Source organism: Kutzneria buriramensis, assembly GCF_003387475.1.
Taxonomy (GTDB): Bacteria; Actinomycetota; Actinomycetes; order Mycobacteriales; family Pseudonocardiaceae; genus Kutzneria; species Kutzneria buriramensis.
This window is the reverse complement of record NZ_QUNO01000025.1, coordinates 81082-96446: the sequence shown is the minus strand read 5'-3', so window position 1 is coordinate 96446 and position 15365 is coordinate 81082. Positions and strand designations below refer to the sequence as shown.

The window sequence follows — 15365 nt, the reverse complement described above, 5'->3', positions numbered from 1 at the left end:
GACCAGCCTGGCACCGGACGCCGGCCGTCACTACGCCGAGGGCTACAAGATCTTGTAGATTCTGCCTGTGAGTGAAGCGGCCCACGATCTGCACGCCGAACAGCGCCGCACCGGCATGTGGCGCAACCGCTTCCTGGCGCTGCTCGACCGGACCCCGGTGCCCACGGCGATCTGCCACCTCGACGGCACCATCGGCGTGGCCAACCCGGCCTTCGCCGAGGCGCTGGCGGTCCGCCCGTCGCAGCTGCGGGACCGGCACGTGCTGGAGTTCTTCCAGGCCAAGGTGCGGCGCGACTACGACAAGCTGGTCGCCGGGTTGCAGCGCGGCGGCCGGGCCCGGCTGGTGATCGCCGTGCAGTTCCCGGGCGGCACCGGCGAGCTCACCGTGCAGGCGGTCTCCGACGACGACGGCTCCGGGCTGCTGCTGACGTTGCGGATCACGCCCGTGCCGGCCGATGTGCAGCTGTCGGACCGGGAAGCGGAGATCCTGCGGCTGATCGCCGGCGGCGCCACGTCCGCGGCGGTCGCCGCCGAGCTGGGCATCACCGGCGACGGCGTGAACTACCACCTGACGCGGATGTCCGACCGGTTCGGCGTGCCCAACCGGACCGCGCTGGTCGCGCGGGCGTACTCGCTGGGGCTGCTCGACCCGACCGCCTGGCCGCCCCGGTAGATGTCACCGGAACGCCGGTACCGGCCGATGCCGCAGCCGACTACGCTTTTCGGACTAGCCGGTCAGGATCGTGCCGACGCGCATCGTGCGCGGCCCTGGCCGGCTTTCCTACGCCCGCTGCTCGGCGACCTTGCGCAGCTTCTCCAGCGTGCGCTCCATGTTCCGGCGGTTGTGCGCGGAGCGGTCCCACACGCCCGTGGCCAGCGGCGCGACGACGTAGCGCATGAACGCGCCGCGCCGGTCGAACACCGTCTCGGCGACCTCGCAGCCGCGCTCCCCCGGCTCGATCAGGTACTCCCACTCGGCGATCGGCGCGCCCAGGCTGCGCACCACGTACCGGAAGCGGCGGCCCGGCTCGGCGCTGACCACCTCGGACGTGGTCGCCCAGCGGAACGGGCCGTTCCTGTTGCTGCCGCGGAAGACCGCGCCCACCTCGGGGCCGGTCGCCGGGTGCACCCACTGCGAGCGCTGGCATTCCTCGGTGAACCGGTGCTGGCCGGTGACGTCGCTGACCAGGTCGTAGACGACCTCGGCCGGCGCGTCGACATGCGTGCTGACTCTGACGGGATCCGCTGTCACACCGGGCACAACGACGCTCCCGCGCGACGGTTTCGCCCGGTGTCACCCGTTCCGGTGACCACTTTTTCGCCACATGCGCTTCCGATGTGGCACCAGGGCGCAACTAGGAAGCGCATGTGGCGAAAACCTCGCCATGCGCGCGGGGAAGTGCGAGGGTGGCGATCACGTGGCGACGAGGCCGGAGGGTGGTAGCCGATGCCGTACGAGGTCGACGGGGTGGTGGCGGCCGGGAAGGGCGCCGCGGTGGGCGTCCAGAAGATCATCGTGCCGGATCCCGGTCCGGGCGAGGTCGTGGTGAAGGTGCAGGCCTGCGGGGTCTGCCACACCGACCTGCACTACCGCGAGGGCGGCATCACCGACGAGTTCCCGTTCCTGCTGGGCCACGAGGCCGCCGGCGTCGTGGAGGTGGTCGGCGAGGGCGTCACCACGGTCGCGCCCGGCGACTTCGTGATCCTGAACTGGCGCGCGGTCTGCGGCGACTGCCGGGCCTGCCGCCGCGGCCGGCCCTGGTACTGCTTCAACACGCACAACGCGAGCCAGCCGATGACACTGGCGGACGGCACGAAGTTGAGCAACGCCCTGGGCATCGGGGCGTTCGCGGAGAAGACGCTGGTGCACGCCGGCCAGTGCACGCTGGTCGACCCGCGGGTGGCGCCGGAGGTCGCCGGCCTGCTGGGCTGCGGCGTGATGGCGGGTCTGGGCGCGGCGATCAACACCGGCGGCGTGTCCCGCGGCGACACGGTGGCGGTGATCGGCTGCGGCGGCGTGGGCAGCGCGGCGGTGGCCGGCGCCCGGCTGGCCGGCGCGGCGAAGATCATCGCGGTGGACATCGACCAGCGGAAACTGGACTGGGCCAAGGACTTCGGCGCCACCGACACCGTCAACGCCAAGGACGGCGACGTGGTCGAGGCGATCCAGGGGCTGACCGGTGGCTTCGGCACGGACGTGGTGATCGACGCGGTCGGCCGGCCGGAGACCTGGAAGCAGGCCTTCTACGGGCGCGACCTGGCCGGCACGGTGGTGCTGGTCGGCGTCCCGACGCCGGACATGTCGCTGGAGATGCCGCTGCTGGACTTCTTCTCCCGCGGCGGCTCGCTCAAGTCGTCCTGGTACGGCGACTGCCTGCCGTCGCGGGACTTCCCGATGCTGGTCGACCTGCACCTGCAGGGCCGGCTGCCGTTGGAGAAATTCGTCACAGAGCGAATCGGACTTGGCGACGTAGAGCAGTCGTTCGAGCGCATGGGCCGAGGCGACGTGCTGCGCAGCGTGGTCGTGTTCGACTAATACTGGATACGTGCGAGCACCGTTCGGCGACGAGGAGTATCCCGCAGCGCCCTACCCGGGCGCCCGCCCGGACGTGTCGTTCGCCCACCTGAACGGGATCGGCGCGCCGCTGCGCCCGGACCGGCAGAGCTCGGCCGGCTGGCGCGTCGACCACACCGGGCAGGACCTCGACGACTGGCTCGCCGACCACGACGCGGTGCCGATGGCCAAGCGGATGCCGGTGCTGGCGTACGGCTCGAACGCGTGCCCGTCGAAGATCACCTGGCTGCGGGAGTCGCTGGGCCTGACCGGCCCGGTCGTCGTGCTGCGGGCCCGCTGCGAGGGCCTGGCCGCGGTGTGGGCGGCCGGTCTGCGCGTGGTCGACGACCAGCGGCCGGCGACGCTGATGGCCGACAAGGACGTGGTCGAGGAGCACGCGGTCTGGATGGCCGACGAGGAGCAGGTCCGCGTGCTGGACGTCTGCGAGGGCCGCGGCCGGCGGTACCGGCTGGCCCGGGTGCGCAGCGGCCGGGTGGTGCTGGACGACGGCGCGGTGGTGGACCGGGTGCTCGCGTACATCGCGGCGGACCGGGTGCGCCAGCCGATCCTGGTGCGCGGCAAGCCGGTGCGCTGCGCGGACATGGACCAGGCGACCGCGCAGGGCCTGGTCGGCAAGCGGGCCGGCGGCGACGGCCTCAAGGCATCCACTGTGGACGGTGAGCCGAGCCCGGACTCCTGGCCCAAGCGGATTTTCGTGTACGGCACGTTGCAGCCCGGCGGCGAGGCGTGGCGGCTGCTGGAGCCGATGGTGGCCGGCCGGCCGCGCCGGGCGTCCATCCGGGGCACGCTCTACGACACCGGAATGGGCTATCCCGCCTTACAACTCACGGGCGACGGCACGGTGCCCGGTTGGGTGCTGCCGATCCGCTCGCCGCGCCGCACACTGTCCACTTTGGATAAATACGAGGGCCTCGACTACCGGCGGATCCGGGTCGCGCTGGACGACGGCACGGTGTGCTGGACCTACGTGTGGACCGAGCCGACGCAGGGCATGGAACTCCTGCCGCAAGGGTGGCGGGCCACCGCCTAGATAGTTTCATGATCAACTAAGGCAACCTCCAGCCGTTGGGCGGCGTCAGCGTGGTGGAGGTGGTCAAAAATGTTCATCAATCGTGTTCTCGCCGTTGCCGGCGTGCTCGCGGCCGCGGGGGCGGTGCTGGCGCCGGTGGCGTCGGCGAGTCCGGCCAGCACGCGCTGCAACGCCGACACGTTAGGCGCCGATCTGGAGAACTTCGGGGCCGGCGCGGGCCAGCGGTACGCCCAGTTCGCGGTCACCAACATCAGCGCAAACACCTGCACGCTCTACGGCCACGGCGGATTCGCCCTGGTCGGCGCGCAGACGCAGCTGACCTGGACGGCCAATCCCGGCCCGAGCCTGGTCACGCTGGCGCCGGGCGAGCGCGCGGCCATGACCCTGCACTGGACCGCGATCCCGGCCGACAACGAGGCGGGATACCCGTGCGAGCCCGTTGCGAACTCCGCGATCTCGATCCCACCGGACGAGACCGTCCCGCTGACCGTGACCTGGCAGTACGGTCCCGTCTGCCAGCACGGCCAGATCGACGCCAGCGCTTACTACAAGCTGTGAAGTGTGCTGAAGTGAACGGGTGATCCCACCGATCGAATGGACGCTGTCCGGCCACGGCGGCGAACTGGGCGCGCGCACCTGGCCGAATCCCGACGCCCGCTGGCTGGCCGTGCTGCTGCACGACCACGGCGAGCATCTGGGGCGGTACCAGCACGTCGCCGACGCGCTGGCCGGCATGGGCGCCATGGTGGTCGGCGCCGATCTGGTCGGGCACGGCCGGTCGGCCGGCGAACGCGCGCTGATCGGCGACTTCGAGGCAGTGGTGTCCGATGTGGACACCGTGCTGACGGCGGCCCTCGACGGGCACCCCGACCTGCCGGTGGTGCTCGTCGGGCACGGGCTCGGCGGCACGCTGGCGGTCCGCTACGCGCAGCGTTTCCCGGAGCGGGTGGCGGCGATGGTGCTGTCCGCGCCGGTGCTGGGCAGCTGGCCGGTGCTGGACCTGTTGGAGTACGACACGATTCCGGACGCGCCGGTCGACCCGGAGACGCTGACCCGGGACACCTCGGTGACCGCGGCGTACGCGGCGGATCCGCTGGTGTGGCACGGCCCGTTCAAGCGGCCGACGCTGGCGGCGCTGGAGGAGCTGCTCCAGACGATCAGCTTCGACCACCCGCTCGGTGACGAGCTGCCGGTGCTGTGGCTGCACGGCGACGCCGACCAGCTGGTGGACCAGGCCGACACCAGGGCCGGCACGGATCGCGTGCGCGGCCTGGGCTTCGAGGAGCGCACCTACCCGGGCTCGCGGCACGAGCTGTTCAACGAGATCAACCGCGATGAGGTGTTCTCGGACATCGCGGCCTTCACAGCCCGGGCGGTCAAGGGCTAGCGTCCGACCCGTGCGCCTGACGATCTCCGCTCCGAACGGTCCCTTCGAAGGCTATCTGGCCACGCCGACGGCGGAGGTGTCCGGCGAGGGCCCGTGGCCCGGCGTCGTCGTGATCCACGACGCGCTCGGCTTCAACGACGACGTCCGGCAGACCGCCGGCCGGTTCGCCACCGCCGGCTATGTCGCCATCGTGCCGAACCTGTACGCCCGCGGCGGCGCGATCCGGTGCGTGCGCGGCATCTTCAAGGCGCTGAGCACCGGTCACGGCCCGGCGTTCGAGGACATCGAGGCGGCGCGGCAACTGATCGCCGACCGGGACGACTGCACCGGCAGGATCGGCATCGTCGGCTTCTGCATGGGCGGCGGCTTCGCGCTGCTCTGCGCCCCGCGCGGATTCCAGGCCTCGGCCCCGTACTACGGCGTGATGCCCAAGGACCTGGCGATGATCGACGGCGCCTGCCCGGTGGTGGCCAGCCTCGGCGGCAAGGACTTCACGCTCAAGGGCGCCGCCGCGACGCTGGAGGCGGCGTTGACGGAGCGGAACATCCCGCACGACGTCAAGGAGTACCCGGACGCCGGGCACAGCTTCGCCAACCGGATCTCGCCGGCGGCGCTGGTCAAGGTGCTCGGCTTCGGCTACCACCACGAATCGTCAGAGGACGCTTGGCGTCGCGTCCTGACGTTCTTCGGGGAGCACCTCGGGGGCTGACGGGGCCGCCTTGGTCGGCGGCAGCGCGACGTTGCGCACGCCCGAGGCCAGCTCGTGCAGGCCGAGACGACGGTTGTGCAGCCGGGCGAACAGCGCGAAGCCAACCGGCAGCGCGACGCTGAGCAGCACCGAGAACGCCGCGAACGCGACCTCGCCGGGGCGGTCCTCGACGATGCCGACCAGGGTGGACAGCTGGAGGTTCTCCAGCGTGTCCAGCAGCCTCGTCGCGGAGACGGCCAGGAACACCAGCGTCAGCATGGCGACGAAGCTCAGCGGCACGAAGGCGAGCGCCAGCAGCCCCTCGCGGACGATCAACCGCCACGGGGCCGGCCGCTTGCCGTCCTTGTCGACCATCCGCAGCCGCAGGATGTGCTTGCCGACGGTGGCGCCGGTCAGCCACGGCGTAACGACGAACCAGAGCGCGAACCACAGCAGCGCCAGCAGGAAGGCGCTGGTGGCCGAGCGGCCGCCGAGGAACCAGTAGAGGGCCTCGGGGAACGGCAGCATGAACATGAAGCCGGTCGCGTCCAGCAGCAGGGCGATCAGCCGGCGGCCGAACGGCACCGGGACGCGCGCCAGCGTCCGCGAGTCGATGGCGTCCAGCGTCGGCAGCCAGCGGGTGACCGGACCGGCCAGCGCCCAGCCGAGCATGCAGCCCAGCGTGTTGACGATGATGTCGTCGACGTCGAACAGCCGGTAGGGGCAGGGATAGATGCCCCAAAGTCCGGTCAACTGGGTCGTCTCGAAGAACACCGCCACGCCCAGCCCGATCGCGGCGGACGTCCAGCGGCCGCGGCGGAAGTGGTACCGCAGGTACATGCCCAGCGGCAGCAGCAGGAGCAGGTTGAAGCCGGTCTCCCAGACCGCGGGATTGTGCAGCACCAGGGCGTTCGGGTCGAGGCTGCCGCCGGCCTCCTTCCAGATGTCGGAGAAGGTGTTGCCGGGGATCAGCTGCGGCTGCCCGAAGCCGGCGTACTCGACGCAGACGTCCACCCCGGGCCCGGGCAACGGCACGATCACCAGGCAGAACGCGGCCAGGCAGTAGTACAGGAACGTGGCGAACGACAGCCCGCGCCAGCGGCTGAGCACCCCGTGCCGGCGGTAGAGCACGATCGCCGTCGGCACGAACAGCAGCATCGCCAGCAGGGGGAAGATCAGCGCCGCCGTCTTGATCGGCAGGAGGTACGCGTTCGCCACCCGTCCGACTATACCTTCGGTGAATAGCGCGCCGGGAACCGCGTTGTCCTCAACTTGACCCGGTCGTGTGACCCCGGCTCGCGTTTTCGTCCGAACAACCCGGAAACCCCTTTGCCTACGGGAGAATTCGAGGAAAGGGAACGCAGTCATGACGAGCATCGCCAACCCCCGCGACCTGATCGGCGCCGAGGTGGTCGACCGCGACGGCGAGCGGGTCGGCCGGGTCGGCAACGTCTACGTGGGGGACGACAACCGGCAGCCGCAGTGGGTGACCGTCCGAACCGGACTGTTCGGCCAGCGGGAGAGTTTCGTGCCGTTGCAGGGAGCCAGGATCGCCGACGGCGGCGTGCGCGTGCAGACCACCAAGGACGCGGTCAAGGACGCGCCGCAGATGGCGGCCGACGGGCACCTGTCCGACGACGAGGGCCGGCAGCTGTACGAGCATTACGGCATGACCGGGGGCATGCCCGGACAGCGCGGCCGAACACAGCCCGGCGCCGTCGGCCGGGACGCCGCCGGCAGGCCGGCCGGCGGCCGGAACCGCGACAGCCGCGACGAACACACGATGGTCCGTTCGGAGGAGCAGTTGCGGGTCGGCACCGAGCAGGTCGAGACCGGTCGGGTGCGGCTGCACAAGTACGTCGTCACCGAGGAGCAACAGGTGACCGTGCCGGTGCGGCACGAGGAGGTCCGCGTCGAGCGTGAGCCGGTGCGCGGCGACGAGCCCGGTCGTATCGGCGAGGACGACCAGGAAGTCGTGCTGCACGCCGAGCGCCCGGTGGTGGACACCGAGGCGGTTCCGGTGGAGAAGGTCCGGCTGGACACCGAGACCGTGACGGAGCAGCGGACCGTCAGCGGCAAGGTGCGCAAGGAACGCATCGACGTCGACGATCCCACCAAACACGGAAAGTGACCGCGCGCGGGGAAGGGTGCTTTCCCTGCACCCACCGCAGGGAAAGCACCCTTCCCCGCATTCCGGCCCCTCCCACCGGCTCGCCGCCGCCCCTGGGGGAGAATTGGCGGCGATGGTGGAGCAGGACCTCAGGCTGCTGATCTCCGTGGTGGTCAGCGCCGAAGACGAGCGGCAGGCCCATGACGCCTGCCGCGACCTCGTGGACCGGATCGGCGGCCGGGTCGTGGAGGCCGCGGACTGCTCCGACGAGGAACCCGGCTGCTGGTCGGTGACGATCGGCAAGGACCTGCCGGCGGTGCAGGTGCACAACGACGCCGCCGCGCTGGCCCGCTCGGTCCGAACGTTCGTGCGGGAACTGGCCCCGGACTCGCCGCTGCCCCGCGTCTGCTGCGAGCCGCCGACCGCCTGGACGGTGCTGGACGACCCCGAGCTGATCGGCAAGCTGGTCGCGGGGGCCGAGCGCCTGCTGGTGGAGGCCTGGTCCGAGCAGGCCCCGTTCCAGCCGGTCAGCTACCAGGAACCGGAGACCCCGGAACCGGTTCCGGCCGAGCACACCACCCGCCTGAAGCTGCGGGTCGACGTCGCCGTGCAGCATCCGGCCGGCGCGCAGTGGCAGGCGCGGGCGCTGGCCAGCCGGATCACCGACACCGCCGCCATCACGGAGGTCACGCAGGGTGCCGAGGGCGTTTCCGTTCACCTGGATCTCGGGCGGTGGCCGCAGGCGCCGCAACAGGCCGTGACCGACGCGGCGGAGGCGCTGGGTCGCCCCGAGTGGTCGCCCCAGGTGGTGCGGCCGGACGGCTCGGTGGCGCAGCGCTGGCTGGACGTGCTCCGGCCGACCTCCGGCATCACGTCGTTGGAGCTGGTGGCGGACCGGGTGGAGGCCGAGGTGGCGTGGCCGACGGAGGACGAGCCGCCGGTGTGGCGGGAGCCCGGAAGTTGATCGTCTACAGTGGAGCCGAGCGGTCCGCCGTTCGGAGCCCAACCGTGCACTCTAATGCGCGGAAATTCCGCTCGATCAGCCGATCCTGGTTGAGCGGGCGTCGTGTGACAGTACTAAGTTCGGGTGCGTTGGACTGCACGGTCGGGCAGTCACGTGACTGGGAGGGACCGGTTCAGAGATGGCGAGCGTCGAGCAGGTCAGGGGTCAGATCGGGCTGGCCAAGGAGCAGGCCGAACGGGGCGCCCGCGCGTTGCAGGACGCGGAGACCGAGATCGGCCACGCCCAGCAGGCCTTCCAGGAGGCGGCCCAGGGCAGCAGCCAGTCCGAGGCCGGCGACGTGAACAACATGTTCACCTCGGCGCTGCAGAAGATCGGCGAGGCGCGCGACGCGGTGCTGGCCGCGATGAGCAACGCGGAGTCCTACGCCGGCCGGTTGTAGCCGATGGCCTCCGTCGAGCAGGTGCAGGCGTCGCTGGCCCTGGTCCTCGACCACCTCAGGACGGCGCACCAGCAGCTCACCGAGGCCGGCGAGCGGCTCTCCGAGGCCCACGCGATCCTCACCGAGGCGAGCAGGATGCACCCGCGTTCACTTGTGCCCCCGGAACTGACCAAGGCGTGCGACCATGCAAGGGAGCAGCTGACGCTGCTGCTGGGCGCCATGGAAGCCGTGGAGCGGTTCTCCGGTCGCCTGTGAACTGACCGTAGAGGTGGGCGTTGAACAGGCGAAACGATCGCCGGCAACGGATACAGGACGCGTTCGCCGCCTTCCACGACGCGGTCGCCGCGGCCCGCGGCGCCGCCCAGCGTGCGCACGACTCCGCCTCCGTGCAGCAGGCGCGGGAGATGTTCGAGCAGGAGCTGCGCGCCACGGGCATCGACCGGGCGCTGCACGATCCCGGCTACGCCGAGTCGCTGACCGATCCGCGGCTGGCGGAGATCGTGAAGCAGGCCCGGGACGACTGGGAGCAGGCCTTCGCCAAGTGGACCAACAACGGTCCGCGGGCACTGGCCGACGTGGTCGCCGAGGCCGCGCCCGGCAGCGCCTCGGAGGACTACGAGAACTGGCTGGGGCAGATCGGCACGGTCGACGGCCGCGGCCCGGTGCCGAGCCTGTGGCGGATCGGCAGCGCCATCGCCACCTCCTCGCCGCTGCCGGTGTCGTTCCCGGTCGCGGTGCCGCTGCTGGACCGCTCGCACCTGGCCGTGTTCACCTCGTCCACCAGCCGCGCGCAGGCGGAGAACCTGGTCGAGTCGCTGCTGCTGCGGGTGCTCAGCCACTTCGCGCCGGGCCTGGTCCACGTGCACGTGTGGGATGTGGGCCAGCTGACCGGCTCGCTGCCCGGCCTGTACCCGCTGACCCGCGCCGGCCTGCTCACCGTGCACGATCCGGCGCGGCCCGGCGAGATGCTCGACGAGCTGGCCGAGCACATCCGCAAGGTGCACACCTCCGTGCTGGTCGGCGGGCACGATTCGTTGCGCTCCATGGAATCCGACGCCGGGCTGCGCACCGAGCCGTGGCGGATCGCGGTGCTGTTCGGCCGGCCGGACGCGCTGAAGGACGAGGAGCTGCACAAGCTCCAGCGGATCGCCCGCAACGGGCTGGCCGCCGGCGTGCAGCTGATCATGGTGGACGTGCCGATCACCGTGAACAGTCCGATCGAGACGGTCAAGCTGTTCGACGACAAGCCCTGGCGCACCACGATGTCCGGCGAGCACGCCGCCTTCCACGTGGATCCGGCGCTGCCACGGGAGATGGTGCCGCGGGCGTGCGCGGCGATCGCCGACGCGCTGGAGAAGCGCCGCAACCGGGTGTGCACGTTCGAGGAGCTGCTGCCGGCGCAGTTCTGGGCGCAGCAGTCGTCCTCGGGCGTGCAGACGCCGATCGGGCACCGGGACGGCGTGGCCGTGCCGGTCACCATCGGCGACAGCTCGCCGCACGTGCTGATCGGCGGCCCCAGCGGCTCCGGCAAGACGAACTTCCTCTACGCCATGCTCGGCGGCCTGGTGGCCCGCTACTCGCCGGCCGAGCTGGAGCTGTACCTGCTGGACTTCAAGGAGGGCGTGTCCTTCGCGCAGTTCGCGCCGGGCCGCAAGGACCCGACGTGGCTGCCCAACGCCCGCCTGGTCGGCGTGAACGTCAACCAGGACCGGGAGTTCGGCGTCGCGCTGCTGCGCTTCCTGGCCGACGAGATGCGCCGCCGCGCCGACGCCGCCAAGCAGCACGAGGTCACCAAGCTGGAGGAGCTGCGTGCGGAGGACCCGGACGGCCGCTGGCCCCGGATCATCGCCGTGATCGACGAGTTCCAGTACCTGTTCTCGGAGAAGGACGCGGTCACGCGGGAAGCGGTTGCCCTGCTGGAGGACGTGGCCCGGCGGGGCCGCTCGCAGGGCATCCACCTGGTGCTGGCCAGCCAGGACGTCTCCAGCATCGAGGCGTTCTGGGGCAAGCCCGCCATCTTCGAGCAGTTCACGGTGCGGGTGGCGCTGCCCAAGGCCCGCCGGGTGCTGACCGACGGCAACACCGCGGCGATCGACCTGCCGCGCTGGCACGCCATCGTCAACCACGAGTCGGGTGTCAAGCAGGGCAACGAGATCGCCCGCGTGCCCGACGCGACCGGGCGCGGCACCTTCGACCGGGTGCAGTCCCGGCTGTTCGAGATGAAGCCGGCCGACCTGACCGTGCCGCGGCTGTTCGACGGCAGCAGGGTGCCGGTGCTCGCCGACATGCCCGGTTTCCAGGCGCTGGAGCCGATTTCCGGCCGGGCCCCGACCGTCCTGTTGGGACAGGTCATCGACGTGGAGGACCGCGCGGCCCGGGTGTCGCTGGCCCGCGCGCCGGGCCGCAACATGGCGGTCTTCGGCTCCGTGTTGCCGGAATCCACCAGCGTGCTCGCCGCGGCCACGCTTTCCCTGGCCCGGCAACACCTTGCCGGCGAGGCTCGGTTCACCGTCGCCCCGATGATCGACGACGCCATGCCGGCCGCCGACTCGCTGACCGCCCGGCTGCGGGCGACGGGCCACGAGGTGGCCTTCGTCGGCCTGGACGGGATCCGCCAGCACCTGGCCGAGGTGGCGAAGGGCCTGGAGGAGAGGCTGTCCGGCGCGGCGACCGAGCAGCCGGTGCCGCACTACCTCGTGCTGTACGGCATGGACGCCGCGAACGCCGTGCTGGAGGCCAAGGACCCGGACACCCGGGTGTCCGGAGTGGACAGTTTCCGGCAGGTGATCAAGAGCGGACCGGAGCACCGGACGCACCTGATCGGCTGGTGGCGCAGCCCCGCGCGGCTGAAGAACGTGCTGATGATGGGCGCGTCCGCGGACGACATCGGCTCCTGGGTGGCGTTCGACGTGCAGGGCCAGGACCTCAGCTCGTTCGCGCCCGGCCAGCTGATCACCTGGTCGCCGCGGCCCGGCCGCGGGCTGTTCTTCGACCGGTTCGAGCACGCCCGGCCGCAGGTGGTCATCCCGTTCGACACCGATGGGGAGCGGTCGTGACGGATCCGATCGGCGCCGCGGAGCGCTACAAGGAGATCACCGGCTGGATCGGCGACGCCGTGCAGGAGATGCGCGAGCAGGACGCGGAGCGGGGCGTGGTGCTGACCACTCGGCTGGAGGACGCCATGGAGTCCACCAACGAGATGCTGACCCGCGCCGACGAGAGCATGTCGCGGATCGACGACTGGTGGCAGCGGGCCGTCGGCGAGCTGTTCCACGAGCGGTGGATGCAGGTGACGCCGCTGCCGCGGCCGGACACCAGCGTGCCGCCGCGGCCGCTGGAGTTCTACGAGGCCGAGGTCGAGCGGGCCTACGGAGCGCTGATCGACGCCATTCGGCGACGGGGGATCCTCCCCAGGCGGTGATTCCGGCCAGAGGTGACCGTCGACACGTGCGGGAACAGCCAGCGCGGTCCATGGTGTTCCTACAAGTGAACGCCAGTTACTGAACTGCTCAGTTCCGAAAATGGAGGACGCGCCATGTCAGTGCCGACCACCGTCCGCGAGGTCCGGCTCGCCGCCCGCCCCAAGGGCTGGCCCACGGAGGACACCTTCGAGATCGCCGAGGCGCCGCTGGTGGTCGAGCCCGGGCATCTGGTGGTGCGCAACCTGTACATGAGCGTCGACCCGTACATGCGGGGCCGGATGAACGACGCCAAGTCCTACAGCGAGCCGTTCAAGGTCGGCGAGGTCATGCAGGGCGGCGCGGTCGGCGAGGTCGTGCAGTCCGACGTCGAGGGCTTCGCCGTCGGCGACATCGTGCTGCACTTCGCGGGCTGGCGCGACTACGCGGTGCTGCACCCCAAGCAGGCCGTGAAGGTGGACCCGAACGCCGCCCCGATCAGCACCTACCTCGGCGTGCTGGGCATGCCCGGCCTCACCGCGTACGCCGGCCTGCTGCGCTCCGCGGAGTTCAAGGAGGGCGACACCGTCTTCGTGTCCGGCGCGGCCGGCGCGGTCGGCCAGGTCGTCGGCCAGCTGGCCAAGCTCAAGGGGGCCAAGCGGGTCATCGGCAGCGCCGGCACCCCGGAGAAGGTCAAGTACCTCGTCGACGAGCTCGGCTTCGACGCCGCCTTCAACTACAAGGACGGCCCGGTCGCCGAGCAGCTGGCCCAGGCCGCGCCCGACGGCATCGACGTCTACTTCGACAACGTGGGCGGCGAGCACCTGGAGGCGGCGATCAACAGCCTCACCGTGCACGGCCGCATCGCCATCTGCGGCATGATCTCCGGCTACAACGCCACCGAGGCCACCCCCGCGCCGCGCAACCTGGCGCAGGTCATCGCCAAGCGCCTCACCATCCGCGGCCTGCTCGTCGGCGACCACTACGACCTCCAGCCCCAGTTCGTCGCCGAGGTCGCGCCACTGGTGGCCGGCGGCCAGCTCAAGTACAGCGAGACCGTGGTCGAGGGCCTGGACAACGCGCCGCAGGCGTTCCTGGGCATGATGCGCGGCGAGAACACCGGCAAGATGCTGGTCAAGATCGCCGACTGAACGAACCTCTCACCCCACCGCTCGGCTGCGCGGGTGGAGGTGCGCCGCCTCGCTGCGCGCCTCCACCCGACGCCTCCCCCCGGGCGAAGTCCTTCCACCCCTCCGCATCGGCCGGAGCTCCCCACGCCCCCGCATTGAGATCAACCAGCCGATGACCCTTCACGGCGTCCGATCAACTGGTGGTTGAATCGGACGCGGCCAGTCTAGACTGACGCGAACCGTTGTTGTCAACCACTGGTTGAGGTGCCCGGATGCTCGCGGACCGACTGAACAAGCTGTTCGAGGACGTCCGCCCGCCGGACCGCGGCGGCCGCCGCTGGACGAACGACGAGGTCGCGGCGGCGGTCAAGGAGGCGGAGCCGTCGATCCGGGTCAGCGGCGCCTACCTGTCCGCGCTGCGCACGGGGGCCAAGCGCCGGCCGTCGACCGAGCTGCTGGCCGCGCTGGCCCGGTTCTTCGGGGTGCCGCTGGACTACTTCGTCACCGGCGACACCCGCACCGACGCCGAGGCCGAGCTGGCCCGCGTCGCCGAGAACCTGGGCGTGCGGCGGCTGGCGCTGCGCGCGCTGGAGCTGTCGCCGGAGGGGCTGGCCGCCGTCACGAAGATCATCGAGCAGGTCATCGAGCTGGACAACAAGCCGGACCAGTCCACTGTGGATTAACCGACGACCTGACCCTGGTGCACCACGACCGTCGGCTCGCGGCGTTCGCGGATCACCTCGGCGACGGTTTCCCCGGGCAGCACCACGAACTCCGCCCGGTCGCCCTCGACCAGCCCGTGGTCGCGCTCCCCGAGCACCGCCGCGCCGCCGCGGGTCGCCGTGTCGGCACACATCTCGATCATCGGGTCGGCGGTGTAGCCCTCGGCCTCGGCCAACGCCCACACGTCGCAGCCGCCGATCCCCACCCGCACGCCGCCCCAGCGCAACTTGCGCAGCGGCAGCGGCTTGGTCGCGATCACCGCCACGTCCGACTCGGCGAGCCGGTCGATCAACTCGTCCTGGCGATCGGGATCCACAGTGGACAAACTGGACGCGTGGGTGATCGCCACCCGGCCGCGCATGTCCAGCGCGGATGTGCGGGCGCAGATAAGCTCGATCTCGAACGCCCCCAGCTCGCCGGGGTCGTCGAGCTGGATGTCCACGCCGCACTGGTGCTTGTCGGCCAGCCCGAACACGACGTCCAGGTGCCGCACGGGATCCCGGTCCACGCGCGCCGGATCGACGCCGCCGACAAGATCGGCGCCGGCCTGCAGCGCCGCGTCCAGTGCGTCCATACCGGTGATCGCGCCGTTCGGCGCCACCGCGACGAGCTGCACCTCGACCCGGCTGAGCAGTTGCTCGCGGCGGGACAACGCGTCCTCGATCTCGGCGACGGGCACGGGCACCCGGATCATGGTGACGCCGGGCCGTAACGCGTCGAGCGAACCGTGCGCGTCGACGAAGGACGGCAGCAGCACGCCGCCCTTGCCGTCGACCACGGGAGTTCCGTCCGGCGCGGCCAGCCCGACGCCGATCTGGTCGATGCGGCCGTCCAGGCAGAGCACGTCGACCGCGGGCAGCTCCGACGCGCTCGGCCACGGCCGGACGGACCTGATCAGCAGCTCACCGCTCATCACGGGAG

The 15365-nt window shown here is 71.2% G+C and carries 17 protein-coding genes; 14 read left to right on the top strand and 3 right to left on the bottom strand.

Annotated elements, in window-relative coordinates:
- The first annotated feature begins 67 nt into the window (after window positions 1-67).
- Window positions 68-673 carry a helix-turn-helix transcriptional regulator gene (locus BCF44_RS48290; RefSeq protein WP_116181313.1) on the top strand — a complete coding sequence of 202 codons (606 nt, stop codon included), beginning with the start codon at window positions 68-70 and terminating at the stop codon, window positions 671-673.
- Window positions 674-781: 108 nt separating this feature from the next.
- On the opposite strand, the gene BCF44_RS48285 is transcribed toward BCF44_RS48290, so the two are convergent.
- On the bottom strand, window positions 782-1261 hold the full coding sequence (locus BCF44_RS48285; RefSeq protein WP_116181312.1) for an SRPBCC family protein: 480 nt from the start codon (window positions 1259-1261) through the stop codon (window positions 782-784).
- Between the two features lie 186 nt (window positions 1262-1447).
- On the opposite strand from BCF44_RS48285, the gene BCF44_RS48280 reads away from it, so the two are divergent.
- The 5 genes from BCF44_RS48280 (at window position 1448) to BCF44_RS48260 (ending at window position 5701) form a co-directional block, all read left to right on the top strand.
- Window positions 1448-2536, top strand: coding sequence for an S-(hydroxymethyl)mycothiol dehydrogenase (locus BCF44_RS48280; RefSeq protein ID WP_116181311.1), 1089 nt, complete (start codon window positions 1448-1450; stop codon window positions 2534-2536).
- 10 nt (window positions 2537-2546) lie between these two features.
- Window positions 2547-3605: a gamma-glutamylcyclotransferase family protein gene (locus tag BCF44_RS48275; protein ID WP_116181310.1), complete on the top strand. Its 1059-nt coding sequence runs from the start codon at window positions 2547-2549 to the stop codon at window positions 3603-3605.
- 69 nt (window positions 3606-3674) lie between these two features.
- Window positions 3675-4163: a DUF4232 domain-containing protein gene (locus BCF44_RS48270; RefSeq protein ID WP_116181309.1), complete on the top strand. Its 489-nt coding sequence runs from the start codon at window positions 3675-3677 to the stop codon at window positions 4161-4163.
- Between the two features lie 19 nt (window positions 4164-4182).
- Window positions 4183-4992, top strand: coding sequence for an alpha/beta fold hydrolase (locus BCF44_RS48265; protein WP_246016249.1), 810 nt, complete (start codon window positions 4183-4185; stop codon window positions 4990-4992).
- 10 nt (window positions 4993-5002) lie between these two features.
- Window positions 5003-5701, top strand: a complete 699-nt coding sequence (locus tag BCF44_RS48260) for a dienelactone hydrolase family protein (protein ID WP_246016248.1) — start codon at window positions 5003-5005, stop codon at window positions 5699-5701.
- Here the strand turns inward: BCF44_RS48260 and BCF44_RS48255 are convergent.
- A complete protein-coding gene (locus tag BCF44_RS48255; RefSeq protein WP_170218150.1) occupies window positions 5645-6898 on the bottom strand; it encodes a VanZ family protein in 1254 nt (417 codons plus the stop codon). The genes BCF44_RS48260 and BCF44_RS48255 overlap by 57 nt on opposite strands.
- Window positions 6899-7046: 148 nt before the next feature.
- Between BCF44_RS48255 and BCF44_RS48250 the strand changes: the two genes are divergently transcribed.
- The 8 genes from BCF44_RS48250 to BCF44_RS48215 all read left to right on the top strand — a co-directional run bounded on the left by BCF44_RS48250 (window position 7047) and on the right by BCF44_RS48215 (window position 14404).
- Entirely contained in the window at window positions 7047-7811 is a 765-nt protein-coding gene (locus BCF44_RS48250; RefSeq protein WP_116181345.1) for a DUF2382 domain-containing protein, read from the top strand.
- 112 nt (window positions 7812-7923) lie between these two features.
- Window positions 7924-8754: a hypothetical protein gene (locus BCF44_RS48245; RefSeq protein ID WP_116181306.1), complete on the top strand. Its 831-nt coding sequence runs from the start codon at window positions 7924-7926 to the stop codon at window positions 8752-8754.
- A 178-nt stretch (window positions 8755-8932) separates the two neighbouring features.
- Window positions 8933-9193 (top strand): hypothetical protein, encoded by a 261-nt coding sequence (locus BCF44_RS48240; protein ID WP_116181305.1) that lies wholly within the window; start codon window positions 8933-8935, stop codon window positions 9191-9193.
- 3 nt (window positions 9194-9196) lie between these two features.
- Complete coding sequence (locus BCF44_RS48235; protein ID WP_116181304.1) at window positions 9197-9448, top strand: hypothetical protein; 252 nt, start codon at window positions 9197-9199, stop codon at window positions 9446-9448.
- A 20-nt stretch (window positions 9449-9468) separates the two neighbouring features.
- Complete coding sequence (locus tag BCF44_RS48230) at window positions 9469-12249, top strand: FtsK/SpoIIIE domain-containing protein (protein WP_116181303.1); 2781 nt, start codon at window positions 9469-9471, stop codon at window positions 12247-12249.
- Window positions 12246-12614 (top strand): hypothetical protein, encoded by a 369-nt coding sequence (locus tag BCF44_RS48225; RefSeq protein ID WP_116181302.1) that lies wholly within the window; start codon window positions 12246-12248, stop codon window positions 12612-12614. Before BCF44_RS48230 ends, BCF44_RS48225 begins: the two co-directional genes overlap by 4 nt.
- A gap of 114 nt (window positions 12615-12728) precedes the next feature.
- Window positions 12729-13742: an NADP-dependent oxidoreductase gene (locus BCF44_RS48220; RefSeq protein ID WP_116181301.1), complete on the top strand. Its 1014-nt coding sequence runs from the start codon at window positions 12729-12731 to the stop codon at window positions 13740-13742.
- A gap of 251 nt (window positions 13743-13993) precedes the next feature.
- Window positions 13994-14404: a helix-turn-helix domain-containing protein gene (locus BCF44_RS48215; RefSeq protein ID WP_116181300.1), complete on the top strand. Its 411-nt coding sequence runs from the start codon at window positions 13994-13996 to the stop codon at window positions 14402-14404.
- Here BCF44_RS48215 and BCF44_RS48210 read toward each other — a convergent pair.
- Complete coding sequence (locus BCF44_RS48210) at window positions 14401-15357, bottom strand: amidohydrolase family protein (RefSeq protein ID WP_116181299.1); 957 nt, start codon at window positions 15355-15357, stop codon at window positions 14401-14403. The genes BCF44_RS48215 and BCF44_RS48210 overlap by 4 nt on opposite strands.
- Window positions 15358-15365 lie beyond the last annotated feature (8 nt).